The sequence below is a fragment of the Candidatus Lokiarchaeum ossiferum genome (assembly GCA_025839675.1).
GTDB classification, from domain to species: domain Archaea; phylum Asgardarchaeota; class Lokiarchaeia; order Sigyniarchaeales; family Promethearchaeaceae; genus Lokiarchaeum; species Lokiarchaeum ossiferum.
Window position 1 is genome coordinate 3,445,093 of sequence record CP104013.1, and the last position, 26,344, is coordinate 3,471,436.

At 35.0% G+C, this 26,344-nt stretch carries 21 protein-coding genes; 10 read left to right on the top strand and 11 right to left on the bottom strand.

All coding sequences use genetic code 11. The annotated features are described in order from the left end of the window. Window positions 1-4: 4 nt before the first annotated feature. From NEF87_RS14615 to NEF87_RS14635, 5 genes are all read left to right on the top strand, one after another. On the top strand, window positions 5-310 hold the full coding sequence (locus NEF87_RS14615; protein WP_371802136.1) for a MoaD/ThiS family protein: 306 nt from the start codon (window positions 5-7) through the stop codon (window positions 308-310). Window positions 311-360: 50 nt separating this feature from the next. Then, window positions 361-804: a hypothetical protein gene (locus NEF87_RS14620; protein WP_371802137.1), complete on the top strand. Its 444-nt coding sequence runs from the start codon at window positions 361-363 to the stop codon at window positions 802-804. A 123-nt stretch (window positions 805-927) separates the two neighbouring features. Continuing rightward, window positions 928-5,250 carry a DUF4011 domain-containing protein gene (locus NEF87_RS14625; RefSeq protein WP_457916390.1) on the top strand — a complete coding sequence of 1,441 codons (4,323 nt, stop codon included), beginning with the start codon at window positions 928-930 and terminating at the stop codon, window positions 5,248-5,250. Between the two features lie 25 nt (window positions 5,251-5,275). Further along, window positions 5,276-5,542, top strand: a complete 267-nt coding sequence (locus NEF87_RS14630) for a hypothetical protein (protein ID WP_457916391.1) — start codon at window positions 5,276-5,278, stop codon at window positions 5,540-5,542. A gap of 14 nt (window positions 5,543-5,556) precedes the next feature. Continuing rightward, window positions 5,557-7,419, top strand: coding sequence for a C25 family cysteine peptidase (locus NEF87_RS14635; protein ID WP_457916392.1), 1,863 nt, complete (start codon window positions 5,557-5,559; stop codon window positions 7,417-7,419). A gap of 10 nt (window positions 7,420-7,429) precedes the next feature. Here NEF87_RS14635 and NEF87_RS14640 read toward each other — a convergent pair whose 3' ends face one another. Further along, window positions 7,430-8,065 (bottom strand): hypothetical protein, encoded by a 636-nt coding sequence (locus NEF87_RS14640; RefSeq protein WP_457916393.1) that lies wholly within the window; start codon window positions 8,063-8,065, stop codon window positions 7,430-7,432. A gap of 125 nt (window positions 8,066-8,190) precedes the next feature. On the opposite strand from NEF87_RS14640, the gene NEF87_RS14645 reads away from it, so the two are divergent. Next, entirely contained in the window at window positions 8,191-8,553 is a 363-nt protein-coding gene (locus tag NEF87_RS14645; protein ID WP_371802142.1) for a hypothetical protein, read from the top strand. A gap of 18 nt (window positions 8,554-8,571) precedes the next feature. On the opposite strand, the gene NEF87_RS14650 is transcribed toward NEF87_RS14645, so the two are convergent. From NEF87_RS14650 to NEF87_RS14670, 5 genes are all read right to left on the bottom strand, one after another. After that, window positions 8,572-9,924: a hypothetical protein gene (locus NEF87_RS14650; protein WP_457916394.1), complete on the bottom strand. Its 1,353-nt coding sequence runs from the start codon at window positions 9,922-9,924 to the stop codon at window positions 8,572-8,574. A gap of 39 nt (window positions 9,925-9,963) precedes the next feature. After that, complete coding sequence (gene metG / locus NEF87_RS14655; protein WP_457916395.1) at window positions 9,964-10,308, bottom strand: methionine--tRNA ligase subunit beta; 345 nt, start codon at window positions 10,306-10,308, stop codon at window positions 9,964-9,966. 673 nt (window positions 10,309-10,981) lie between these two features. Continuing rightward, window positions 10,982-12,250, bottom strand: coding sequence for an L-lactate MFS transporter (locus NEF87_RS14660; RefSeq protein ID WP_457916396.1), 1,269 nt, complete (start codon window positions 12,248-12,250; stop codon window positions 10,982-10,984). 258 nt (window positions 12,251-12,508) lie between these two features. After that, a complete protein-coding gene (locus tag NEF87_RS14665; RefSeq protein WP_457916397.1) occupies window positions 12,509-12,901 on the bottom strand; it encodes a hypothetical protein in 393 nt (130 codons plus the stop codon). 191 nt (window positions 12,902-13,092) lie between these two features. Continuing rightward, entirely contained in the window at window positions 13,093-14,907 is a 1,815-nt protein-coding gene (locus NEF87_RS14670; protein WP_457916398.1) for an alpha/beta fold hydrolase, read from the bottom strand. 108 nt (window positions 14,908-15,015) lie between these two features. Between NEF87_RS14670 and NEF87_RS14675 the strand changes: the two genes are divergently transcribed. After that, window positions 15,016-15,723 (top strand): winged helix-turn-helix domain-containing protein, encoded by a 708-nt coding sequence (locus NEF87_RS14675; RefSeq protein WP_457916399.1) that lies wholly within the window; start codon window positions 15,016-15,018, stop codon window positions 15,721-15,723. Between the two features lie 63 nt (window positions 15,724-15,786). Here the strand turns inward: NEF87_RS14675 and NEF87_RS14680 are convergent, their stop codons facing one another. Next, a complete protein-coding gene (locus NEF87_RS14680; protein WP_457916400.1) occupies window positions 15,787-16,869 on the bottom strand; it encodes an ADP-ribosylation factor-like protein in 1,083 nt (360 codons plus the stop codon). A 223-nt stretch (window positions 16,870-17,092) separates the two neighbouring features. Then, window positions 17,093-18,346 (bottom strand): right-handed parallel beta-helix repeat-containing protein, encoded by a 1,254-nt coding sequence (locus tag NEF87_RS14685; protein ID WP_457916401.1) that lies wholly within the window; start codon window positions 18,344-18,346, stop codon window positions 17,093-17,095. Window positions 18,347-18,477: 131 nt separating this feature from the next. Here NEF87_RS14685 and NEF87_RS14690 point away from each other — a divergent pair, with 131 nt between their 5' ends. Next, a complete protein-coding gene (locus tag NEF87_RS14690; protein WP_457916402.1) occupies window positions 18,478-19,206 on the top strand; it encodes a hypothetical protein in 729 nt (242 codons plus the stop codon). A 34-nt stretch (window positions 19,207-19,240) separates the two neighbouring features. On the opposite strand, the gene NEF87_RS14695 is transcribed toward NEF87_RS14690, so the two are convergent. Then, window positions 19,241-21,847, bottom strand: coding sequence for a glycyl radical enzyme family protein (locus NEF87_RS14695; RefSeq protein ID WP_371802153.1), 2,607 nt, complete (start codon window positions 21,845-21,847; stop codon window positions 19,241-19,243). A gap of 406 nt (window positions 21,848-22,253) precedes the next feature. Here NEF87_RS14695 and sufC point away from each other — a divergent pair, with 406 nt between their 5' ends. Both sufC and NEF87_RS14705 read left to right on the top strand, forming a co-directional pair. Beyond that, the gene (gene sufC / locus NEF87_RS14700) at window positions 22,254-23,078 is read left to right on the top strand and encodes a Fe-S cluster assembly ATPase SufC (protein ID WP_457916403.1); all 825 of its coding nucleotides are present in this window, start codon (window positions 22,254-22,256) and stop codon (window positions 23,076-23,078) included. A 1-nt stretch (window position 23,079) separates the two neighbouring features. Continuing rightward, window positions 23,080-24,318, top strand: coding sequence for a SufB/SufD family protein (locus NEF87_RS14705; protein ID WP_457916404.1), 1,239 nt, complete (start codon window positions 23,080-23,082; stop codon window positions 24,316-24,318). On the opposite strand, the gene NEF87_RS14710 is transcribed toward NEF87_RS14705, so the two are convergent. Then, window positions 24,315-25,409 carry a hypothetical protein gene (locus NEF87_RS14710; protein ID WP_457916405.1) on the bottom strand — a complete coding sequence of 365 codons (1,095 nt, stop codon included), beginning with the start codon at window positions 25,407-25,409 and terminating at the stop codon, window positions 24,315-24,317. The two genes, NEF87_RS14705 and NEF87_RS14710, sit on opposite strands and share 4 nt — an antisense overlap. 77 nt (window positions 25,410-25,486) lie before the next feature. Further along, window positions 25,487-26,290, bottom strand: coding sequence for a DUF166 family protein (locus NEF87_RS14715; RefSeq protein ID WP_457916406.1), 804 nt, complete (start codon window positions 26,288-26,290; stop codon window positions 25,487-25,489). Window positions 26,291-26,344: the final 54 nt, after the last annotated feature.

Here is a 26,344-nt window from a genome sequence, read left to right on the forward strand (position 1 = left end):
TAACTTGACTTCGAAAATGAGCGTTACAGCCAAATTTGTCGCAAATTTATTCGGACCCTTCTACTCTCGAACAAATTCTAAATCGGTGGAATATCAACTCGCATCAGAATCTGCCACGATTAAAGATTTGATCGAAAAAATTATCGAGCAATTTCCCTCCATTAAAGAATTTATTTATGATGGTGAAGAATTAGCAGAAAACACCATGATTGTCATGAATGGCGATATTGTTGGCGGAGAGAACTGGTTTGAAACAAAAATTACCCCCGAAGATCGAATTTCCTTTTTTCAAGGACAGCATGGTGGGTAAACCTAATTAACTAATTAATTATTAAAAGAAAACTATTTTAGATGATCACAATGGCAAAAAAATCACCTGCTGAACAACAGCTAAAAAAATATGTCAAAGCCCGTACCAAAGGAAAGGAAGAACCGATTTGCGTGTTTATAAAAATTCGAGAAGCAAAAGACGTAGTTGATCTTAAAATCAAAGACACAGAAAATGGTATTGTGGAACTACGCGTTTCTAGTACAAACGAGCATTATCCTAAATGGTACACGCATGGATATTTAATCGATTTAAAAAATTTACGTCTAAATTATAAGGAAATTAAAAATTCTCTTGAAGTTCAAGATGTTTTACTTAACCCTGCAAAACTAGTACATGCCGCTACCAAACAATTGTTAACCAAATTGGATAAAGATTATGGGGGTATTCTTCCCGATGGGAAAAAACTCTTTTGGAAAACTGAAAAATTTAAGAAATCAAAAGATCCTTACAAAGTCAAAATGAAAGCGATGTGAAACTGGTTTAGAGGATTTTTGATACTTTTTTTTCCCCCTTCTGATATGCTTGTTCAATTATCAATCTACCTCCCAAAAATTAAAATTCGAGAACAATAACTTATTGGTAAGGTAGAAAAAAAAATGTCCAAGACTTCCTCGAAAGCTATAGCGAAGATAAATAGATGGAAGAGTAACTTTCTTGATCTGAGTAATAGGAATACCCAACTTAATTTCAATCCTAGTAGTAAAAGTTATATCGAAATCCTTCATCCTGATTGCGCAACTTTATTTAAAATTCTCGTGGTTCTTGACCAAACGGGAACTTTTCCTTCCGTCTTTAAGCATAAAGTTCGGAAATCTCGAGCTAAAAAATCCTCCAAAACTGCATTTGAAACGACTCCGGAACCTAACGTATCCAAAGAAACGCAAGATAAACATCTTGAAGCTTTAGAAATCGTCAAAAAAAAAGCCCGACTCACTGAAGTAATTACAAAACTAACTGATAATGTATTAGAGACCCGAATAAAGCGTATTATTCGAAAGAATCAAGACGCGTTGGATGAACGCGGAATTAATATTCTCTACATTACCTTTGGTTTGTTAAAATGGAAGGAAAAAGGGGAAAGCACTTTTAGTACAAGCCCTTTATTATTTATTCCTGCAAAATTGTCCTTGAAACCTTTATCCGTTGATTTATTGGATGATGAAGTCATTGTAAACCCTGCATTGCGGGAAAAATTGTTAGGTGAACAAATCCGCTTACCAAAATTTGGATACGAGTTTGATTCTCGGGCATTTGAGCACTACTTTAGCTCCGTTGAGGAAGCTATTAACATTGAACCATCTTGGGAATTGCAACATCGATCTTTCATAGGCACTTTCAGTTTCACTAAGGCCCCCCTTTTTGAAGATCTCGACGATCACCAAACAAATCTACTTAATCATCCAATTGTACGGGCAATAGCAGAAGAACAGGGGTTCGCAGAAAAGAAAGAAAATTTACCCGATCGTAATTTCTTAGGAGACAAACTAGCTCCTACAGATTCCTATGCGATTTTAGATTGTGATTCAAGCCAGATGGAAGCAGTGTTGTATGCCAAATCTGGTAGTTCTCTTGTTATTCAAGGACCTCCAGGCACCGGGAAAAGCCAGTGCATTGCAAATATTATTGCCGAATCCCTTGCGGTGGGCAAAAAAGTATTATTTGTGGCTCAAAAACGGGCTGCTCTTGATGTAGTTAAAAAGCGGTTAGAAAAATGCGGTGTGGGTGACTTCTGCTTACAAGTTCATTCTCAAAATTCAAATAAAAAAGAAATACTTCAACAAATTGAACACAGCATGAATTTAAACCAAGCAGATTTTCAAGTGCGAGAAGGAAAGTTTAAAGAATTGGGACTAATTCGAGATAAGTTGAATGAGTATGTGGAGACTATCAATCAATCCTTCGGAAAAATGGATCTCTCTTTGTATGAGATTATTGGTCATCTCCTCAAGTTGGAAGAAGTACCCCTTATTGAAGCCGATATCCGTGATCCCAAAAGTATTACAGAACCTGATTTTGTTGCTATCAAGGATCTTTTTAATCAATTAGAATTATTTCGGAAAACCATGGAAAATTATGATGATAATCCCTGGCGCTATTCTCGTATTGTAAGTCCTCTTATTTTATCCCCAGAACTTCACTTGGTTTTGCGTAAATTATTGGTTTCTTTCAAGAAAGGAAATACTCACCTCCAAGAAGCTCTTCGACAGATCCATTTGAAATTTTCTCCCGATTTTATTAATAAATTGAATGGATTGAATCATTGGCAAAAAACTCTTCAAATAGGAAAATATTGGGGGGACATTTTACGAAATATTTATGAACTCTGGGAAACGATGGATTCCGATTTTTATAAGTTATCAGAATATTTTGACTTGGATTCTGTAGTTGAATTTGAAGATCTCGATTTTCACTCATTGAAACAAATTCGATTGGCCTATGAAGATTTAGTTCCTGAAAATAAATCTTTGAATAAGTGGTTACATCATCATTTGGCAGAATATTTACAAAAAATTGAGGGTTTTAATGATCGGGTTACGGTTTGGAATCTAAAATCAAAATTAAAACCAATACAAGGAGAAAAGGATTTAGTTAGACTGGAAAAATTTTTCAATTCATACAATGATAACGCGTTATTGCTTGATGTTGATAGTTTAGTGGCTCGTTTTACCATTGACTATACATCATGGTTTAAACGTAAAGGACAAAATTATAAAACAGATAAAGAGAGTATCCTTGCTTGTTTGCGTATCCCCAATCCAAAAGCAAATGTGATGGGGCATTTGAATATTATCAAAGCTTTTCAAGATGAATTTGGTAAACCATTTTCATCTTCTCCAGAATTTCTCGCTGATCTTCTTGAAGAATTTGATGGATTGTTTGAACAATGGAAGTCTTTTCGAGAACTTGATGACTTATTGCATCCTCTCCTTTCAGTTTCTTTCCTTACATCAGAATTTCAACAAAACCTGTGGGATAAAAACCATATCTTTGCAACTCAGTGGTATGATAATTTACCATATTTGAATGATTGGTTTGAAGTCCAAGTTCGGAAGCATCATTTACGGGATTTGGGAATGGGAGATTTATTTGATGGATTGATCAATAAAAAGTTGGTGGAAGTGGGACCCGATAAGAAATTAATTCCTTATGAAAAAATCTTTGAAAAAACTTTCTATTCCATATATTTTACCGATATTAAAGACAGCTTGCCACCGATTGCAAATTTTGATCGGAAATTCCATGAAAAGGAATTGGATAAATTTATTAAAATAGATTCGGAATCTTTGCTCCTAAATCAAGGTAGGTTGCAAGCTAAATTATTTGGTCAGCGGCCCAAATCCGATTTAGATATTTCAGATACTCTATTGGCTCAAACGGGCTATATTAAACGAGAACTGAAGAAAAAACGTAACGTTAAACCACTACGCCAAACTTTCATGGAAGCTCAAGAGTATATCACCTTGCTCAAACCTTGTTTCTTGATGAGTCCATTATCTATCGCCAATTATCTCGCAGTAGAAAAGTATGAACAATTCTTTGACATTGTTATTTTTGATGAAGCATCCCAAGTGACCCCTGAAGATGCAATTGGGGCGATTTTGCGGGGAAAAAGTCTGATTGTTGTGGGTGATAGTGAACAACTTCCTCCAACCAATTTTTTCTCTGCTCAAAGCAATGCTGACGAAGATTTCGATGATCCCGAATTGGATGTAGAAATTCAATCCATGGAAAGTCTCTTGGATGAATGTACGGGAATCGGTTTTCGAGAAAAATTATTGAAATTTCATTATCGTTCCAAGAAAGAAGGTCTTATCGCGTTTTCAAATATTAATTATTATAATGGGCGATTGTTTAGCTTTCCTGATATTGGAACTGGGAAAACTAAAAAACTCATAACAAAAAACCAAGATTCGGATGAAAGAACTACTTCACAAGCAAATTTGGAAGCTGAATTGGATGCAGAAATAAATGGGGATCTTGATAATATACATCCTGAATTGGAAAATTATCAAGATATTGTAGCGTTACCCGCGATCGATTTTCATTATGTTTCTAAAGGAAGAAAATTGAAAGGAACCAATAAAATTGAAGCAGACGCCTTAGCTCATGCTATCATAAACCATTATAAAAGTAATCAAAAGTATCAAACCAAATATTCTTTAGGGATAGTGGCATTTTCGCAAGCTCAACAAGATACTATTCAAAAAGCTTTAGATCACCTAGTGAAATTAGAACCTTCCGTAGAATCCATAATCTATAACGATCCGGAAGAACCTCTCTTCATAAAAAATCTGGAATCTGTCCAAGGGGATGAACGGGATTTCATCTTCTTCAGCATCGGCTATGGGAAGGATATGAAGGGAAAAATGAGTCTGAATTTTGGCCCCTTGAATCGAACAGGCGGTTATCGACGATTAAATGTAGCCATTACCCGAGCACGGTATCACATCAAGCTTTTTGCTTCCTTTTTACCAGGTGATATTCCGATAGATCGTGTAAAAGCTCGTGGATTGCGTGATTTAGTGGCTTACATGAAATTTGCACGGTTAAGTATTCTCCCTGGTAAAAAAGATGTATTTTCTTTAAAGGAAGCAGATCGGGCTGAATCTTTTGAAGCTGATGTCGAGCGCACTTTGGAAAAACTTGGCTATGAGGTAGAATTAAAGGTCGGTTCTAGTGATTTTAAGATTGATTTGGCCGTGATCGATCCAGATAATCCTTCCAAATATATCTTAGGCATCGAATTGGATGGGGGATCTTATAAAGATGCTGATAATGCTCGCGATCGTGACCGGATTCGTACCAGCGTATTACACATGCTCGGTTGGAATATGATCCACATTTGGTCCATGAACTGGTATACCGACAAAGCGAAAGAAATACGACGCATCAAGCGAAACATTAAAAAGGCAATATAACGATTTCAAGGATACTGAGAAAATTATGAGTGTGTTATTAAATCCCCTTGTTCAACTATTACCAAAAAATAAACTTAGTTATCGGATTTATTGTTGTATTTTTGTAATCATAGCAATATTTGCTTATTTCTTCTTTCCTACCCAAACTCTCCCAGGAGCAAATTTTGTGGTAATGGGATTCGCAATCTTATTTGCCCTAACTTTTTATTATTTGAGTTTTTCAGTTGATCGAGAAGCAAAACCTCATGATAGTATGCAATACGATGGAAATACCGAAACTCCAGCGAAGTAAAAAGTGGATTTGATATGAAAAAAGCACATGTTTTATTTTTTCTTTTCCTAATAATTAATACATCTTTTGCCCACAGTTTGAACTTTGTTTCCTTGAATCCTGAAATCTCCTTGAAATATCCCCCAAAAGTAAATTCATTTCTATATTCTTCATCAACATCCGAAGTTGATTATTTAATTATTACAACCACAGAATTTGTTTCCGCTTTAACCGATTTTCAAAACTGGAAACAGCAAAAAGGATTGCACACTCAAATTGTAACTATTGATGAAATTCAAACAAATCATTCCGGAATCGATTTACAAGCTAAGATCAAAAATTGTATCCAAGCTTTTTATGAAAATAATGGAACCCGATGGGTATTATTAGCTGGAGATGATGAACAAGTTCCCTCGCGATCTCTTAAAACCGCTGAAGAACATCCTGGACATGATGAAGGTAATGTTTCTTGTGATTCATATTATGCTGACTTAGATCACAATTGGGATTCCAATAATGACGGGCTTTGGGCCACAAATTTGGATGATTTTGATTTAATTCCCGAAGTGTATGTTGGAAGATTAACAGCAAATAATATCGAAGAGATGCAGAAGTTAGTAAGTAATATTTTAGGATATGAAAAAATCCCACCTTTGGGTGATTGGATGACTCGAGCCCTTCTCGCTGGGGCTATGCTGGTCTTCAATGAAGATTGGGACAATGATAATCAAATTGATTTTGGTGAATGTGATGCAAATCGTCATTATAATTTTCTGAGTCAACAATTTCCTACCAATTGGAGTTATATTTTACAAGCCGAAGCGGAAGGCTTGAGTCCGTCTCAATATGCATACAATGAAAGTCTAACCATAACCCATTTAGAGAACCAAATTAATGATGGAAATGGGATCGTTTTTATTACTGGGCATGGAAATCAAAAGGGGATGTATCGTACAATATTTACTGAAGATGTTGATGATGATGGCTTATTTGATCAAAATGGGGATCCTCTCTTTGGGGGAGCTGCAATTGACACCCAAATAACTTCACCCCTCATCTCTACTTCGATTACTACTATCAACCCTTCGCGGACCTTGGGAATGTACTATTTAGGAGGGTGCAGTACTGGCACTTTTGATGAAGATTATGATAGTCTAGCTGAGTATGTTTTAAAAACTAGTGCTATTGGTTGCATTGCAGGTAGTCATGTTGTATGGGGTGAAGATCAATGGACGGAACGTGACCATGGAGGTTGGTATTCCGAAGGACTTCAATCCCGATTTTTGGAAAACTTAGTGATGTTTTCTCAACCAGGAAAAGCCTTAGGGTTAGCTAAGCAAGACTACATAGCAGATCTTCAAGAGCTAAATATAACACTCGACTATCCTGGGTGGTCGGATCGGGTTCTAAAGCAATTCAATTTGTTAGGTGATCCCGAACTGAATATTTGGATGGAGATTCCCTCGACTTTAAATGCTACTCGAATCTCAACTACCAATTCTTCTCCTCAAATATATTCCCTCACATCAGAAGGGATACCCGTACCGAACGTAACTTTTACCGTTTTTCAAAATGAGACATTGATATGGACAGGATATAGTTCCGAGGATGGATTTGTGGAAATTCCATTTCCTTCCGAGGATCTTGCTACATCTATTTTAACTGGAACCAAGTCTGGTTATCTCCCATGTCAGAATCCATTTATTTATCCGAAAAACATCTCCATTACTGATTATGATCCAAATCCTCCCAACAACAATGATAATAGTTCGGATGATGGATTACCAGAAATTCCACGTAAAATAAATGGTTATCAAACTATCTATCTCGCCATCTCCTTTGCAGGGATAACAGGAGTAATTTATATAATAAAGAGTAAAAAATTTGGTAGAAATTAGTCCTTTTTCATTACCATTCTTGGGTCTTAATGACATTTTTTAATTTAATCCAAGCTTGATTAATACGGACCATAGCATGTTGGACAAATCCATCGCGATGCTTCCGATCATCATAATATTTCATAACTTCTCGTTTTTGTTTATTTACTGCTTTTTCGAGTTTATCTAGCTTTTGGCCAGAAGTCATTTGAGATCCTTGGGCCTTGGATAATTCCGCAGCCGAATCATGCCAATCTTTTTGCTTTTTATTTAGTTTTTCAAAAGACTTGGCTAGATCCTTCAAAGTTTTATGATATTCTTTATAAGAATCACCCATCTCTTGGAAGCTATTATAGATTTCGTGTTGAACTGAAACGGTCTTTTCCATTCGCTTAACGTGTTCTTTAATCTTCATTAAATCTTGATTATTGATAATATCTGATTTACGATTTACCAATTGAATATAAAGGCGAACCGTTTCATTTTGAAGGCTTAAATAATTGGTCATCTCATGATTTGATTTTTTCATCCGATTGGCCAAGTCTTTGATACCTTTCATCACATTTTCCTCATTGCTTTCCAAGCTAAAGAGACTGTTGGTCAATTTTTTGGTCAGTTGAATATCGTTTATTTCTTCATCCATTGGAAGATCTTCTTTTATACCCATAATAAGAAGTTCGTATACGCGTTATTAAAAATTCCGCTTTTTTCTCATTCTCTAAGTAAGCTTTTAGGTTGAAGTTGGCTACAGAACATAATACGATTTGAAAAAAATCACGAGAGAAAAACACCATGGAACGAGTTAGATTAATCGAACACAAAGGTCGTAAAATTTTATTAATTGATTATTCGCATCTAAAGAAATCTGAAGAAGTATTACCCGTAATAAATCAATTGGAAACATTTGTAAGGACCGTTAAAACAAAACAACTTTTCTTAACTGATGCTACAGATGGAGTTGCTAATAAAGAAATCATGGATTCTCTAAAACGAGTGGCAAAGGTATGCAAAGATTTAGATGTTGTTGAGAAGGAGTGCATAGTTGGTATCACTGGTTTAAAAAAAGTCCTATTAAAAGCAGTAAATGCCTTTGCCAAATCAAATGTGGTCATGAAGAACTCTTTAGAAGAAGCCAAAGATTGGTTGGTCGAATGAAAGGGAGAAAAAGTTAGATTAATCCATTCTTTTTTTTTTTAAAGTTTGGACCATCGCCTGAAACAAAGTAGGATGGTGTTCTAACCCAAAATTCGGAATATTTTCTTCTTTTTCATCTTTGAAATAAGTTGTTATATCATAATAAACCATTGCTGTAGCATCATCACCCGCTGTGAACACCTTAGCGAGATCTGTTTCGGTGATAATAACTTCTTTAGTATCAATTAATAATGCATAAGCTGAGGTTTGATAAACGCGCTTTAATCCATCAGGATTACGTTCTTGTTCTGTGGTAGGAATCGTTGTGCTATAATAAATTGTTGATCGAATATCTGTTAAGCTCGGGTCAATGCACTCAAATCCTTTCACTATTACTGGAATATCGGTGATCATGTAATCTTCCCGCAAATCTTCTACTGCTCCATCATAAGAAATGATCAAATTCCCTTCTTCACGCGATTCTTTGAGCATGGTATAGATCCCCGAATCCAAGACCTTACCAGCGTTCATGATCCCCCCAATTATGGCTGGTTTTCCTTTTCCAGGAGAATTTCCTCGAATAATACACACAAAATAGAAGCGTTCTTGACTTTTAATGAAAATGCCTAAATCTGAAGCTAGTGTTGGTTTTACCCATGCCGCTGCTCCTATAATATCCAAGTTTAAATACTTGGTTTTTTCAGGCCCAACCACTAATTGTGTGCATTTGATCCAGTCTCCATATCTTCCTGGATAGTAAACTTTCGCGTTCACTAAATCACTATAGTAAGAAAGTAGTAGCTCCTCCGTTTTTGCTTTCGTCTGATTGGTTATTTTCCAAGACATTGAGGTTGGATAAGTAAATTTAGTTTCTAATATTGGAGTTATTTTCTTTTTATAATTCCGTAATGGTGCTAAACCTATCGGATTCATTTTGCCATTCGTTATTTGAAGCCAAAGTGCGCGAGTTCCAACTTTCTCATCCAATGTGAATTCATCATCAGGTTCTGCCCTTGATTGAGCTTTATCTCCCCATGCTGCATGACCGAGAATATCTAAGTTTAAATAACGCTCATCTCCAATTTCAAAGAGACTACACTTTATCCAATCCCCATGAATTCCCGGATAATAGAGTTTAGCATTTATTAAATCTTGATAATAATTCTGAATAATATCTTGGGATCTTTCAATTGAATATCCAGTTACCTTCCAAAGCATTGAAATGGGATATGTAAAACCCGTTTCTAGCAAGGGATGGAAAAATTCATGATAATCTTTTAAAGGTGCTAATCCAATAGGGTGGGCCACACCTTCATTGATAAACAACCAGAGAGATGTTGGAGATTCTCTCCGCTTTCCATTGATCCGCTTTCGAATTTTATCTATATTCATGTTGGTCACGAACGATATTTGTAAATAACTAAAAAAAGATTATGCAATAGGAATGCCAGGTTTCATTTTTCCTTGGAACTTGTCATCAACTTTCAATAACACCGCTGTCTCATCGACATCAGCAGCGAGTAGCATTCCTTGTGATTCGATTCCCATCATTTTTCGGGGTTTTAGATTTATCAAGACTACGATAAATTTATTCACCATTTCTTCTGGTTTATACCAATTTTTAATTCCCGAAACAATGGTGCGGGGATTTTCCTCCCCAACATCGACACTTAATTTTAACAAACTTCGTGATTTAGGAACTTCTTCACATTCTAATACCTTTCCAATCCGAATATCCATCTTAGCAAAATCATCATATGAAATCAATCTGATCACCAATATGAGATCATGGATAGGGGAACACATAAAAATTTGCAATTTTGAAAAACTATCATCATCAAAAGGAACCTTTCCTTGCTCAATAAGGGGGTATCAAGCAAGGAAAGGGGGTTTGGTTGGGTGATTAATGAAATGTTTGTTATTAGTCGAAAGGTTAACCCCCTTAAGGGGTATGTGTGTTCTTCGGTTGGGGTTGGTTGAGTTATGAAATGAATTTGTGAGAGGGTTTTCCCCCAAAAGGGGTATGGGTCCTCTTGGGGGGTGGGTTGGTTTGTGGTTGAATGAACGCAAGGTTCCAATTCTATCCAATTAGATTAATTGGACTCGAATTGGGATTGAATTTGTGTGATCTTGTAATTTTCGCATATATTTCACCGATAATTTTTTTCACTGTTTCTATGTTACCTAAGGAAGTACTACTTCTTAACTGAGATTTAAAACTTAAAACGTCCCATGGGGGGAAATCTTTCACACATCCAAGCATCATTTAAATAAGATCCAACGACATTTTTGGATTCCTTCTATTTAAAGTTGAGGAAAACATTTATTTTAAAATCAATCATGAACAGAACTCTATTTTTTACCAAGTTTAAACGGAAATATGTTAGTAATCTCTCAATTTTCAACCAGAATCAGAACAGAAATTAAATAAAAAAATAGAATTATAGGTTTAATTCTTTTGTGGTTTTTTGTAGATTACCATGAGTACAACAGTAATCGCTAATCCAATTGCTGAAACAATAAATGCCCAGTTTTGAAGTCCGGCATCTGAAAAGACTGCTCCTAGCATAGGGATTAAGATTCCACCAACACCATAGGATAAAAAGACCCATCCATAGTTTTGACTGATGTATTTTGATCCAAAAGCTTCTCTGGTCGCTTGTGGGAATAAGGAAAAGTTCCCTCCGTAATTGAAAGCCATAACTGCCATTCCGATGATTAAACCAACTGGTGATTTAACTAAGAACATAATAAGGATGAAGAAAACCGTTTGAACGGAATTCATGATTAGTAGTGCTTTTTTCCATGACAATTTTTCAGCTAAAATTCCCCAGATAATTCTTCCTAAACCATTAAATAAAGGATAAATTAAAGCGGCTGCCAATTGAGTTACTGTATTAACCAATGTTGGATCTAAACCTTGATCAGTTAATACTGTTGCAGGCCATTTCTTTGCAATGCCAATAACCATAAGACCTGCCCCAACACCAAACATGTAAGAAACAAAGATCATCCAAAACTGAGGTGTTTTTAGCATATCTTTACTTTCCATATTGAATTCTTCAATTGCTTCTCCATCTGCAGTTTTTGCAACAGGGGGTGTATATCCAGGAACTGTGTAATCCTTTGGAGGTTCATATAAGAAGAAATAAGAGAACATTACAAAGACTGCATAACAGATACCAAAAACAATGAATCCGATTTGTAATCCGTTTGTCATATCCTTAAAAATTCCATCAAATAGGTAATACCAAATTAAAGCACCTGCACCAAATCCTGCCATTCCTAAACCAGTTACTAATCCTTTTTTATCTGGGAACCAAGCTACTCCAGTAGAGATTGGTAATGCGTATGAGAATCCAATACCTGCACCTCCAACTATACCAATGGTGATTACTAACATTACAGGAGATAATGGTAAAATACCTGCTAAAAGATATCCTCCACCTAAACAAGCGGCACTTATAATAATTAAAATTCTTGGACCTATTTTTTCTTTCAATTTCCCAGCAAACACAGTGGTTACTGCAAAGCTGGCCAAACTAATGCTATATGGGATTTGGATCTGAGTATCTGTCCAACCAAGAGCTACCATACTGGATCCATAAATGCCCCAAGCATAAATTGCACCTAATGCCAATTCCAAAACCACCGCGGCGATCACGACTAACCATCGATTTTGTAAAGGTTTTTCGGTTTTTTGTAAATTTTCAGCCATATTTATTAACTCGAAATAATATTTTAGAGATAATTGTATGAAAATCTAGCTACTTTCAGTCAAAATTTTCATATAACCATCAATGATTAACATCTTAACTGGAATTTTTAAAAAGTTTTTTGTCACTTTAATTTAGAAGGAAAAGAATAGTCATTTCGTGTAAAAATGCAACTTTTTTTTTGGAATTCTGAAAATTTTGATGAAATCTTTGCATATAATGTATTAAATTCGAAAATCAAAAAAAAGGAAAGGGAAAATTTAATGTATTGATTTCTCACTCATGAATATATCCCAAGTTTCATATTGGATTGTTTTCAATATTTTATATTTCAAGAGAATTCCGAGGAAATTAGAAAATGCTAGACTCCGCAGCTCAATTTCGATGTTTTGAAACAATAAATCCAAAGTATTTGTATGAAAGGGAGTCTCAGTGGGGATATAAAACTCATTTCCTTTTCGAAATAATGCGGAATAGGATCCTTTTGAAAAATCATGGATGATATCGACATGAATATTATAAATATCGCGACTATACTTTACGAATGCTGGATTAAAGGAAATAGTTGTCTGATTGTTAGGTGTTACTATGGAAAAGCGCGTATTTCTGTGAGAATGAGTAAGAAACCGTTTAATTTTAAGATCTGATGACATGATGGTCCCTGATTTGATGTTAATAGTATTTTAGAAAATTTATCGAACAATAAGAAAATTATGACAGCCATTTCTTATCACTTTTCCGACAAAATCAAATACTTATCGATCGATTATTAATATCCATAGGCCTTCGATTTTTTAGAAAAATTAAAAAAAAATATTCTTTAATCCGCTTGAGAAGTCATCCTCTAAAGATATTTATCTAGAAAACATATCATTTGATTCCAGAGCATCTCTTGAAAACTTTGGAAGCTCTCTGCTGATGCGTGTCCCATATCATCTTGCGTCAAAAATTTATGAGGGTGATTTTTTATCAATAAATGGTCCACAAAATGTTGAATCGGTTCAAAAGGGCATCGAGAATCTCCTATAGCCGCACCTATTAGCACGGGTGCTTGAATATGATCAACATGAGTAATTGGAGAACGATCTAAGTATAATTCCCGTTTTTCTTCTAAAGAACCTCCCAATAACATTTGGGCAAACCCGCGGTATGCAGGATCCGCTTTTTCATGTAAGAATTCAAGATCTGTTAAGGGAACAAAAGAAATACCGGTTTTAAATAAGGTTGGTTTTTTGGTAAGGGCCATTAGAGTTAAATATCCTCCGTAACTTGGGCCAAAACAAGCAATTCGATTTTTATCAATTTCCTGTTGCTTTTTTAACCACTTTACCGCATACTCGATATCATCCAAATCCCCACCCCCGATATCACCCTTATTGAGATCTTGGAACTTTTTCCCGTACCCTGTAGATCCTCGAATATTCGGTGCAAAAACAGCATAACCTGCCAAGGCTAAAGTAAGCATCGATTGCCCTGTTTCAAAACTATTGAAATGCTGCCAGTAAGGCCCTCCATGTATTGATACAACAACAGGCGCTTTTTCTGCTGCATTCAAAGGAGGATAATACCACGCATGTATCTTTTGTCCATCAAAAGAGTCATACCATATTGATTTGGCTCTTGGAAAGGTACTGAAATCATATTTATGTCCTAAACTAGTTATTCTTTCATGTGTATTGGAGTCTAAATCTACTCGAAAAATATCCTTTGGTGAATTAATGGCGGAATGTAAGGCATAAATGTATTGACTCCCAAAGGATATTCGGGGTTCTAGGATATATCCTTCTGGAAATGATGTTTTTATTCGTTTTGATGCATCATGTAAATACCGAAAAATGGAAGTTTGACTATGTTTTGACACTTGAGTAATGATATCTTCTCCTAAAAACACACAACCTTCGCAATCAGGATCAATTTCTTCATCGGTCTCTAATTTTAATAGTGAATATTCAATCGTTTCTTTAGGTGGGAAAGAAGAAACTGCATATTGGCGAGATCCCGATATATCCGTAATAAATGCAATTTTATTTGCCTTTGGAGACCAACTGACTGCGGTTTCATTCGAGTTTTCATCTAAATGAATGACATACTTCGTTTTAGGGTGTTCAATATTTAGGATTTCAATTGTCTTTGTATGCTGTTCGGTGAGATGAGTGGTGCTTATCCACATCCCATCAGGCGAAAATGAAATTCCAATATAGGGTAAAGACGAAGAAGTGAGCACAGTTTTTTCTTTGGTCGGTAAGGAAATTATCTCGATTTGGCAATCCATCTGACCTACTACAGCGCGAGCAACCTTTGTTTGATCTGGCGACCAACAGAAACCCATCACTCGAGTGGGATTGGTAGTAATTTGTTCAATTTTCATTGATTTTAAATTCAAAACATAAAGATCATCCATTTCTGTCCCTCCTAGGTCTTTCCGGAAGAGAATCGAATCATTATTTGGGGAAATTTTCCCATTTGTAGTTGGAGCATCCCCAAAAGTAAGTTGAGTTATATTCGAAGGATCAGTTATTGGTTGTAAGTATAATTGGGCTATTCCGTTGTGATTTGATGCGAAAATAAGAAATTCTCCAGATGGAGCCAGATCATAACTCAAAAGTGTAGGTATTAATTTAAGATCTTCAATTGTTGGTTTAGGATTTTTAGTGATCATTTTTTTTTCTCCGATTTATCGTAACTATTTGACCAATTAAAGTCACGTTATTCAAAACTCAATGAGTAATCCATAAATATAAATTTATCGTTACCATCTTTATATATGATGAGTTCAAAAAATAATCTGAATGATGCAACACACACATTTTTCCAGGCTTTCCAAAATGATATCAACATAAGTATCTTAGCTATCCTCCAGATGTACCATTCAATGAACATTACTCAGATTTCGAATCTCTCTGGCTATAGTAAAACAACAATTCGACGCCATCTTCAAGAATTAGATGAATTAGGTGTTCTGACTTCTGAAGAAAGACCGGTGAATATTCAAGGTAGATATACACCAATTTATTATTCTATTGCATCAAAATCGTTCAGTGGCGAAAATGAATCCTTCAATTATCAAACTGCTTCCATTTCATCCATCAAGCAAATGATTAATGTTAATAAAGTAGCGATACGTAATTTCACAAAATATCTTGAGATGTTTTTTCCTTTATTCGATCATTTGGATACTATTGATTCAGTTTCTGAACTGAAAAGTAACATTCTAACCCATTTACCAAATTCTAACCCTGATTGTCGAATGCTTTTTTTCAATGAAAAAGAGATGGAAGAATTATGCAAAATTCGAATGGAATTTATGGAAAAAATCAATCAACTTCTTGAGAAACAACAACAGCACTCATCTACCACAGGTCGAGAATTTTTGTACTTTGATGGATATATGAATTTAAAAGATCTTTTTGAATTCAAAGCTGAGCAAGTAAAACTTAAGAAAAAAAAGAAACCCGAAAACCTTAATTTTTCATAGTTTTCCATCAACGAAGGTTGAGTCAATTAAATGAAAATAAAAAACATTTGAATTGAAACATGTTCATTCATCGTAATTTTTCATAAAAGATGGAACAAATTCTTTTCTCCCTTTTTGTTTCACTGTTCGCTTTATGGGAATTGTTTTGGACAAATCGACTATCTTTTGTTTTTCAAGCCATTCATTTTTAGCATTTTTCTCTTGGATTACAAAATCATCCATCCATGCCTCTTTATCTTGTAGATTTCGATTAATTTTTCCAATTAATGGTTCCAATGATTTCATTGGTGAAATTTCAAGTAAATCTTTTACAATATCAATCATTACGTCTCGATTCTCTTGCTTATTTGCAATCATTGGATACACTGGAACCCCACGAAGGAAATATTTGATTTTTTCGGGTGAAAGAGAATCGGGAAGATCTTGCTTATTGGCAATAGCCCCAACATACGCAAAGGGTGTTTCACGTTTTATTAATCCAACAAAAGTTCGACTCTTAATCACATTTACCATTGTGGAATCTGTTATAATGAGAACTGCATCGCTACCTCGTAGAAATTTATCCCATAGAAATTCAAATTCTTCCTGACCAGCAAAATCCCAAAGTGAAAGGTTGATCTTGTCATCACTAACATATTGAACTTCTCCAGAAATTGTTGGAAGATGAGTAAGGGGTACTGTAGCATTTTGAAGGAGTCGAGTAATTGTGGTTTTTCCAACCCCACTATGACCAACTATTGAAATTTTCGGTGATAGTTTATCATAACAATCAACTAAATCATGGGAAAATTCTAAAATTTCAATGGGATCGTATGATTTATCAAAAATATCCTCAAATTTGTCTAAAAATCGATTTCGACATTCAGTAATTGCATCTTTAATTAATTCCCCTGAATTTGTCATGTCTGTAATAAAAATGATGATCAACCGATGTTTTACCGTTAATATCTCGATTCGGTACTTCCAATAGAAGCGAGTCATGATTTCTTCATCAAAGAAGTATTCAAAATTGATATCTTTAATTGCCATATGCCATAGATTATTAAATTCTGAAGGGTCTAATCCAATTGCGAATTTTTGTTGAAAAATCGGTATTCCATCCAGTAACAAATTTACTTGTCGAAGCATTTTTTTACCTAACAGCATTAATCGTTAGAACCCTTAAAACCTCTGGACAAAAAAAAAATCAAATAATTAAAAGAAAAATATGAAATTTTAATATGTCAAAAATTCCACCATGTGGGACATGATAACATACAAAAAGGGTGCGTATTAGGTGTTAATAAGTTATTAGGATTAATGGTGTGAGCGAATAATTCTTATTTTTTATTCTTTTTCTTTTAACTCACGCCATTTTAAAAAAAAGGGATCAAATCTGTTTTTTTTTTTCATGTTGAATAATCAAAACAGTTCCGAGTAGGGTCATAATTAAAAATAATGGAAAATTGAAAGATGGAATTGATTTTTGGCCAAATTCTAACTCAATCCCTTCAAAAGTAGTGATTGAATTATCACCTAATACGTTCGCTCGATGAATATCAAAAATATTTCCCATCAGGTTATTAGTTACGATGTTTTCATATACCTCAGTCTCCCAAGGATAGTTCATATTGATCCCATATTTCATATTGCTAGAAAAGTTATTATGACAGATAATGTTCTTTATCGAGCCTCTTATTTCAAATCCACTTTCTGAATTGAAGCTTGCTACATTTTCGTATGTTTTAACTTCATTAGATACTTCAGTGTAGATGCCATTACCTGAAAAAATGCCTGTGCCATTGTTGTAATTTGCAGTATTATGGAACAATACTGACCAATCAGAATGTTCAACAACAATCCCATTTCCAGAATAGCGTTCCCCCATCCCATGATTATAGTTGGCGGTATTATTAATTATTTGAGCAGAATCACAAAAATGAACAAGTATAACTCCATTTCCAGAGAAAGATTGGTTTCCATAATTATAATTTAATATATTGTTTTCAATGATGCAGTCCGCTGATCGTTTCAAATAAATTCCATTCCCATGATTATAGTTGGCGATATTATTTTGAATTTCTATGTTGTTGCAATAGAGGAGATAAATACCATCCCCTAGGATGGTAGAATCTCCAGATTGATGTGTGATTATATTATTGTGAAGAATACTGTTGTTAGTATATTCCATATGAATTCCCACTACATTATCATGTATATGATTTCTGATTATTTCAATCGAATCAGAATCCATTATTTCTACGGCTTTATACCCTGCAATAAATTCAGAATTTTTAATCCGAACATTGCAACAATTCAAAATTTTAATATTGCTTATAACACTATTTTGAATAATTAAATGGAGGTTTGTATTTTGAAGGGTAAGATTACCTTCAAATTCCAAAAGGAAGCTTGAGCGCCAATTTTTACCTGAAGAAGAAGATTCTGTAAAAAATTCTTTGAGTGCCTCATCTCCATTGATATCCAATTGTTGAGTGATTTTTATCGCGGGAAATCCACAAAATGGGGTATCAAATTTTGATTCATCATTAAAATTGTGAGCAAGAATGGCTGAATAGATAATAGATGTACAAAGAAAGGCTATTAAGGATGTCATTAAATAGTTTTTGTTTTTAAAACTCATATCGATCTCACCTATTTATGTATATTAATTATTGATTTTTAAATTTTCACATAATTTGGGAATTAAAAAATTAAGCAAAAAGTCAACATTGTTATTCAGTAAAAAATACACTTGTGATTGGGAGACATATAATGGATGTTATTAATATTTTAAAAATCGTGGGTGCTTCATCTACTTTGGTTGTTGCTGCCTTATGCGGAGTTATCGAGTTAAAAAAGAATTCAAAATCTTGGATAAATCGATTTTTCGCTATGTTTTACATTGCTCTGGCCTCGGGTTTCTTCCTTTACACCATATATCACTTCATTTTTAATCATGAAGCATTTGTAATACCAATCATGATAACGGGTCATATCTTCTTCAATTTTGGTTTTATTTGCTTACTAGTTTCAGCATTAATGATTTCCGCTTCACAACGGACTATCTTGAATAAAAAATATTTGATACCTATCAGTATTTTGTATATCATAAGCTTCATTGGTTATTTCATCTGGATACCGGTACTCGATATGGAGGATTATGCTCAAGGAATTGTAAATACAGAAACACCAGACGCTTGGTTCCTATTCGTAAATCTATATAGGGTATTAATATTAATCTTCGTAATTATTCGTTTTTCTTTACTGATTTCCCGTGCAACTGGTGTTTTCCTTAAGCAATTACGTTTTTTTACAATTGGAATTACACTCATTTTGATCGCATTATTTGTGAATGCTTTTGGAGGTTCGATTGATTCAATTGAACTTCTTTTAGAAGTATTAATGTTTGTTTTTATGGATGCGGGAATGATTATTTCCCTCCGGGGATTCACCATTCATACTGATTTAGGAGATTCACAAGCCCCAGAAATTGCTGTTTAGGCAAAAATAGACAAAAAAAAATAAAATAGAAGTTTTACTTTAGTAGAACCTTTTTTCCCTTCCTTTCTAATTCCGAAATCCATACTTTTATGTTTTCCGGCAAGATTCCTAAATTAGTTTCTTCAAGATTTAAGATCTCGATGTTCTTGAGTTGTGTTATCGAAAGGGGAAGAGCATTTATGCCCGTATTTTTCAAGTTCAAAATTCTTAATCCTTCAACTTGAGCGATAGATTCTGGAAGATTGTCAATTTTTTTATTTGCCATTCCTATCTCCACAATTTTTCCTTCCTTTATTACAAACCCAAAAGAATTATCTTCTACTTTAGTGATGGATGGAATGCTTTCACCCACAATTACTTCGAACTCTTTCAAAACATTCGATTCTTCTACAACATGACAACTATCTCCATCACAATAGACTGTCCCTGCACCTTTTTCGGCAGTAGTCCACGTTTTTATTGGTTTCAATTGTTTTTTACGTTTTTCAAATTCTTCTTGGGTGATTTCTTCATAGGGTGCCTGTTGATAACCATGCTCTGAAAGGGGAAGAAGTGAAATACCTTTAATCTTATCTTCGGCGAAAGATAAAGCAAAGGGGATATCTTTGACTTCATCCTTTCTAAATGTCACTGTAATACTTACTTGGTTGTCGCTCCAATAATGTTGATAATCGATTGCATTAGAGATCTGCTCCCAGAGGGATGTATGTTCTTTCCCTCTAAGGAAATTTTCCTCTTTAACTGGAAATTCAATGACCATTGAATTTTCTGAATATGCGTCTTGCTCAATTGGATAATTTGCCTCCCGTAAAATATCAATTAATGTTGATTCCTTGGAGATACGAATGCGTCGGATATAATGTTCTGCATGCGGATAATGAATACCTGGAGAAACACCCGGAAGAAGGCTCACGGTGCCACTAGGTTTTACCGTTGTAATTTTAATTGATTGAGGAACACAGAAAAAGTCCGAATATTTTTCATCTTGAGCTCGCAAATACTTATAGCCTTTATCACACCAGTTTAACACTTCATGACGACCATGACGTGCAAAGGCATCAATAATACCAGTTTGACTGGTACCAATTCGTCGATTTTTACCCATGACTGCGTTAGTTTCATTCCAATGTGTATTCACTAATGTAACACTTTTTGCATATAAATATGCATATTTGAGTGTTTCTTCAAATTCTTCATAGGAATCGTGGCGGGATGGAAATGTTTCAACCAGACAACACAATTCAAAACTTTCCAAGGTTTGTTCCCCGCAGGGATTTACACCAACTGCTTTTTTATCCTTGAAATCTGGTTCATAGCCCATACGGCTGTAAGCTTGAGCATTTTCTAAATAAATTATTCCAGGTTCTCCATTTTTAGCAATACTCTCAACTATTTTAGAATAATCCATTCCTCGTTTCCCAATAATACTATTATTAGAAGCCCATCGATGATGATATAAGGCTGTTTGATCCTGTTTACATGTGACGTATGCTTCGTCATCAACATCTCCCAAAGCAATTTCTGCACTGCGACGAACATTTCCAGCTACAACACATTTCCCAATGAGATTCATCATATCAACAATATCGACCGATGTAAGCGTTTTTCCAATTCGGGCATCCAAAATTTCTTTTTGACTATCAAGCATTTCCTGCAATGGTTCTGGTCCAGATGCTACACCCCCAAATCCACGAATAGGGGTTCCTTTTTTCCGTATCTTTGTAAAATCATAGATTGGCATAACATCCCCGTCAAAATAGGCAGTTATTAAATGACGTAAAGCTTGAACCCAGCCCTCCCGACTATCGGGAATTTCAAAAACAAAGTGCTCATCTTTTGGTTTCTGAATGGTAATTTTTCCAGCTCCTTTGGTATCAAAGCCAACACCGACTCCTAACATCAAGGCATCCATCAACCATTCAAAAGCCTTGGATTTTTTTGTAGCAATATCTGCCGTTGAAGCAAAACCACAGTTATTCAGCGCCATACTTCCGTGTTTGTCAATGAATTCAGTTCCCATCATCCATAATCCCCGTCCTGGAGGAAGAAACTTGAAGTCCCACATTTTTTCAAACATGCGTTGGGCAGATTTTTGTGCTTTCTCAGGGTTCCAAGGTAGACTTAATTTAAAGCAATGTTCTTTTTGGATTGAAAAAACACCTTCAACAACTCTTCGAGCCGTTTCGAAAAATTCTTCGGTACGGGTTTCGGAATCAGTCAACCGAGCATATGTTCTCTTATATGTAATATAACCTAATGGCCCCCAATTTGGTTGAGTTCCCCGATATTTATCAATAAAGTTATCATCAAGTCTAAACTTGATAACAGTAGAATTGATTAGTTTTGCATAGATATTACGTTCTTTATGATATCCTTTTGCAGTTAACTCTAGACACATTATCTCTCGGAGCATAGATGTCTGAATTGTGTCTAATCCTAAGAGTGTAATTCGCTTCAACGAATCGCGAATCACTTTGATGCATTCTTCCCAATCTAATCCGGTTTCTTTATTGAGGCTAGCGATCATTTTGTCAGGATCAAAAGGTTTAATATCTCCCCGTGAGTTTACCATGTGTTTTGGAAAAATATTTGAAATAGAGAATGAAAATTCGTTTTTATCTGGAATATATGATTGTACCATTTGCAAATCCCTTCTTTGGTGGTTTATCCGAGTTTTGTCGGTAATAAGGTTTTGTTCGGATTATTTTTACGTATTTTTAAAATAGGGGAATTAATTATTTATTGCTTACTATTTACGCAATAACACCCCACTTTTTATATCCTAGATCACCCGACAAAATTAGTAGATTCTAAAGAAGAACTTTAGGATTAATTACGCTATCGACAAAAAATGCATGAAATGCAATTTCATCTTTTAGATTAAGTGATGGAAATAAAATTTATTTTTTTATTAAATATCAAACAAGGAAATCTGTTCCCATCCAATTTTGCTATTTTTCTATGAGGATGAAGAATTTTAATGGAATTACTTATACTAATGAAAGCGAGTTTTTTTTTTGAATGCAATCCTTAAAATACCGTTAGATATGTCTTGGCTTCGAATTGAAAAATTAAATGTGACCGTTGGAAATACGCCAATACTCAATGATTTCTCCTTAACGATAAATAAAGGTGAAGTTCATGTGTTGTTGGGGCCCAATGGTGCTGGAAAAACAACCTTGATTAAAACACTCTTAGGATTTAAAAAATATACAGTCACAAGCGGGAAAATTTTCTTTAAAGGGATAGATATCACTGAAATGCCTACTGATGAACGGGTGAAATTAGGCATTGGTGTGCTTTTTCAACATCCTCCTGAGATAAATGGGGTAAAATTATCGAAATTATTAACAGTTTGCGATCAAAAACGAGAAGAAGTGTCTCAATCTCTGGAAAATCAATGCGATGATGACCTATCTCCAGATATTGAAAAGCTCGCTGATCGGTTAAATTTCAAAAATGGCTATCTCAATCGTGATGTTAATGTTGGATTTAGCGGTGGAGAAGTAAAACGCTCTGAAATTCTCCAAATGATGGTTCTCCAGCCCGAATTACTGCTTTTTGATGAACCAGATTCGGGGGTAGATGTTGAAAATGTGGAATTGATTGCCAGTATCATGCGTGAATTATTGGATCGAGATAAAATTCCGTCGAAACAAGAGAAATCTGGGCTAATTATTACCCATTTAGGCTATATTTTAAAATTTTTAGGTCATATTACTCGTGCTCATATTATGATCAACGGACAAATCAATTGTAGCGGGGATCCAACTCAAATTATTGAAGCAGTTATGAAAAATGGCTTTGAAGGATGTCGCCATTGTTTATCCTGTACCGATGGAGCAACCCATATTGTTGAGGTGAATTTATAAAATGGGAGAAGATGTCAAACAGCGAGCTCAAAAGCTTCTCGACGCGGTAAAGGATGATGGGACCATCAATTTAGATGATTACAATCTTGGTAATGGGAATGATACCACCTATTCTAATGAAAAGGAAATTCCACAAGAGTTACGGGATTCGATGGATAAGGTAGGTATTGATCTCGACCAAGAAAAAGATGGTATTTATCTTCAATCGGGCAATTCTCATGATTTATGTGTTAGTAAAGTAGAAGGGGTCGAACTTCTTCCCATCAAGGATGCAATTAAGAAATATGATGGAACTGATGGTAAGTTGGACCTTAAAGACTATCTCTGGAAAGCAGTAGCTCCAGATAAGGATAAATACACGGCCGAAGCTGCTATTCAAGAAATAACTCAAGGTTACTTTATCTACGCCCGAAAAGGTCAAAAAACCGTTTTTCCTCTCCAATCATGTCTATTTATCGATCTTCCGGGATTGAAGCAAGTTGTGCATAATATCATCATTGCTGAAGAAGGTTCCGAATTAGATATTATTACTGGATGTACTGTACATAAAACTGCGAAAAAAGCATTACATTTGGGTGTATCAGAATTTTATGTGCAAAAAGATGCTCGTGTATCTTTTACTATGGTGCATAATTGGTCTGATTCTACCAATGTTCGCCCTCGTACGGGAATTGTCTTGGAAGAAAATGCGAAATTTTCCAATTTTTATGTGGTGATGTCCGCCGTTAAGGATCTTCAAACCAATCCGTTTATTCAACTCAAAGGGAAAAATTCCTCTTATTATGGACAAACTCTGATTTATGCAAAAGGTGATAGCCTATTTGATACTGGGGCTACAGCCCACCTTATTGGTGAAGGGAGCAAAGCCGAAATCATCTCTCGGGTACTTGCGGTAGATCATTCTCATGTAATCGCTCGGGGTAAAATAATAGGCGACGGTCCAGATGTTACTGGTCATATTGATTGTTCTGCTCTTATTCTATCCTCCAACTCGCGAGTGGATTCGATTCCAGAAATTCAGGCTCACAATCCAAATGTAACCCTCACCCATGAAGCTTCGGTTGGGAAAATTAGTCAAGAGCATATAGAATACTTAATGAGTCGTGGTCTCGCTGAAGAAGAAGCGGTCAATTTAATTGTTAGTGGTTTTCTTGATGTGGATACAAGCCCCTTACCGCCCTCATTGGCGAAAGAAACCGAAAAAATTATTGATTTGGTATCTAAATCAGAAATGGGTTAATTCTCAAACACTTTTTTTCCTATCTCATCTAAATCATCCAATAACTGGTGAGATTTTCTAAGAAATCGATAATTGGGGACTTGTTGGACTTTTGCAGAATCCTTCGCTAATTTTCTCACTAGCAAAAAAACTCCAAAACCAATAAGGATAATCACAAACATATCATTTAATTCTCCAAAGCCATAAGTTTCTATATAATTGTTGAATAATGAAATTCCATATAAACCATTAAACATACTGTCGTATTTTCGATCTTTTTCATCATAACTCTCTTCTACAATTGTTTTTCCAAAATCCCATAACACTAGTAATGTCAATATTATGAAACGAACTAAATTAAAAATATTAAAATTGGCTATTTCAATTTCTTCTTGGCTTGTTAGTGCCTTATATAAGTTATAAGCTAGCGGGATCGCCATGATTTTCACAACTATGAATACCCAGAGTAACATCGCTTTCAAATTATGATGGAGTGGATCTTTCCGTTTTCTGAAAATTAGGTAGAATATGATAATCGTGGCTGTTGCTAGGAAATCTGCTAGTTCCCAGAATACTATTGCTGTGTCTAAATCTTCATTGATGTCATAAAATACAAAGATGCTGAGATATTGTTGTCCAAGCGTAAATAAGATTAAGAGAATAATAAAAATTATTCCAGGCTTTTTGATTTTATACGTTCTCAATCTTTGATTCAAGGATTTAATTATCGGGGCTGCTTCCTGGAATGTTAGTAATTCATGGCCAATTAAATAGCCATAACCTACAATGACTATAATCCCAAAAATTCCCCCAAACCAAAAAAGCAGGAAAGATAAGATTAGATTTACCAATAATCCTAGAATATTATCCCATTTTGGGCCTATAAGAAATGTTGTTATTGAGGTTAAAAAGAAGAAATACAACCCAATTTCAAAAGTTACTCCAATAGGTGAAGTTGATTCAATAAAGGGAGTTGAAACGATGGTAAATATCCAAATGAGAAAACCGAAAGTTTTAGGGAAAGACCCGAAAACTTGGTATTTCAAGATTTTTCGAGTATTTCGTCTCCGTTCACGCCTTTGGTGAATATTTTCTTTAATTTTTGTAGTCATTTCTGTCTATAATACATTTCCCAAAAGAGTAAAAAAATGTTCGTTTTTGTCTGAAGATACCAAAAACACACGCCTAATTAATCTATTTTTTCTGCTTGATCGAAAGCCTCTTTAAATACTTCTTGAGTGATTTGTTCCGCTTTGACTCGGGTAATCATTTTCAATGTGTCATCTCGTGTTTTTACCGCGGTACAAGGGTATTTTTTGAGAGCAACCGATATTCGCTTTTCTAATGGGTCCACATTCCACGTGTTTAGCTGTTCATTGCGTAGATACTGTGCAATGAAATACGTCGCTCCACAGGGAGAACTCTGGATTACTTGTGTCTTGATTATTTTGCCGTTTTGGGTGCTAAATTGAACGATAGGTTTTCCAATATGAAATTGTTGGATAAATCGATTAATAATTGATTTTTCCGGAGAATTTGATTCCGAGAGATTACAAAAGGGTCGTGGAAACGCATATTGGATCCCGCTTATTTTCAATTGACTTTGGAGAACCATTTGATCATGAGCTGAAAGCCATTCTCCATTTTCAACTGGAAAAATCACCGCCCTAATGGAATATTTTTTTAGTAATGCAGGTAATACCTCAATAAATTCAGAAGGAAGGGCAATGCAGATTAAGACATCCAAAGAGGATAATTTTTCTTCCACCGCGGGTAAACAATCTTCAACGCATTCACAATCTTCCCACTCCAATTTATGAGCATATTTAATTTTTCCAGCAAACCAAGGATAGAGGATTCGACAATTGATGCATAATGGACCACATTGTTGGCAAAAGCCCGATTTATTAATCAGGTTATTTATCACCCGAACTCCAAAGGGATCATTGTAGAGAAATCCTATCTGTAGAAGATCGTTGGTCGAAGAGTTCATGATTGAAGAAAAACGGTTTTTAGTTAAAACTCTTTTGCTTTGATTCGATTTCCG

Bases quoted from the DNA above. Each gene is read 5' to 3' on its own strand.
- sufC (WP_457916403.1), top strand. From the start codon at position 22,254: ATGTCTTGGCTTCGAATTGAAAAATTAAATGTGACCGTTGGAAATACG.
- NEF87_RS14690 (WP_457916402.1), top strand. From the start codon at position 18,478: ATGGATGTTATTAATATTTTAAAAATCGTGGGTGCTTCATCTACTTTG.
- NEF87_RS14650 (WP_457916394.1), bottom strand. From the start codon at position 9,924: ATGAATATAGATAAAATTCGAAAGCGGATCAATGGAAAGCGGAGAGAA.
- NEF87_RS14625 (WP_457916390.1), top strand. From the start codon at position 928: ATGTCCAAGACTTCCTCGAAAGCTATAGCGAAGATAAATAGATGGAAG.
- NEF87_RS14715 (WP_457916406.1), bottom strand. From the start codon at position 26,290: ATGAACTCTTCGACCAACGATCTTCTACAGATAGGATTTCTCTACAAT.
- NEF87_RS14620 (WP_371802137.1), top strand. From the start codon at position 361: ATGGCAAAAAAATCACCTGCTGAACAACAGCTAAAAAAATATGTCAAA.
- NEF87_RS14645 (WP_371802142.1), top strand. From the start codon at position 8,191: ATGGAACGAGTTAGATTAATCGAACACAAAGGTCGTAAAATTTTATTA.
- NEF87_RS14675 (WP_457916399.1), top strand. From the start codon at position 15,016: ATGAGTTCAAAAAATAATCTGAATGATGCAACACACACATTTTTCCAG.
- NEF87_RS14660 (WP_457916396.1), bottom strand. From the start codon at position 12,250: ATGGCTGAAAATTTACAAAAAACCGAAAAACCTTTACAAAATCGATGG.
- NEF87_RS14640 (WP_457916393.1), bottom strand. From the start codon at position 8,065: ATGGGTATAAAAGAAGATCTTCCAATGGATGAAGAAATAAACGATATT.
- NEF87_RS14685 (WP_457916401.1), bottom strand. From the start codon at position 18,346: ATGAGTTTTAAAAACAAAAACTATTTAATGACATCCTTAATAGCCTTT.
- NEF87_RS14630 (WP_457916391.1), top strand. From the start codon at position 5,276: ATGAGTGTGTTATTAAATCCCCTTGTTCAACTATTACCAAAAAATAAA.
- NEF87_RS14705 (WP_457916404.1), top strand. From the start codon at position 23,080: ATGGGAGAAGATGTCAAACAGCGAGCTCAAAAGCTTCTCGACGCGGTA.
- NEF87_RS14670 (WP_457916398.1), bottom strand. From the start codon at position 14,907: ATGATCACTAAAAATCCTAAACCAACAATTGAAGATCTTAAATTAATA.
- NEF87_RS14695 (WP_371802153.1), bottom strand. From the start codon at position 21,847: ATGGTACAATCATATATTCCAGATAAAAACGAATTTTCATTCTCTATT.
- NEF87_RS14680 (WP_457916400.1), bottom strand. From the start codon at position 16,869: ATGCTGTTAGGTAAAAAAATGCTTCGACAAGTAAATTTGTTACTGGAT.
- NEF87_RS14635 (WP_457916392.1), top strand. From the start codon at position 5,557: ATGAAAAAAGCACATGTTTTATTTTTTCTTTTCCTAATAATTAATACA.
- NEF87_RS14710 (WP_457916405.1), bottom strand. From the start codon at position 25,409: ATGACTACAAAAATTAAAGAAAATATTCACCAAAGGCGTGAACGGAGA.
- NEF87_RS14665 (WP_457916397.1), bottom strand. From the start codon at position 12,901: ATGTCATCAGATCTTAAAATTAAACGGTTTCTTACTCATTCTCACAGA.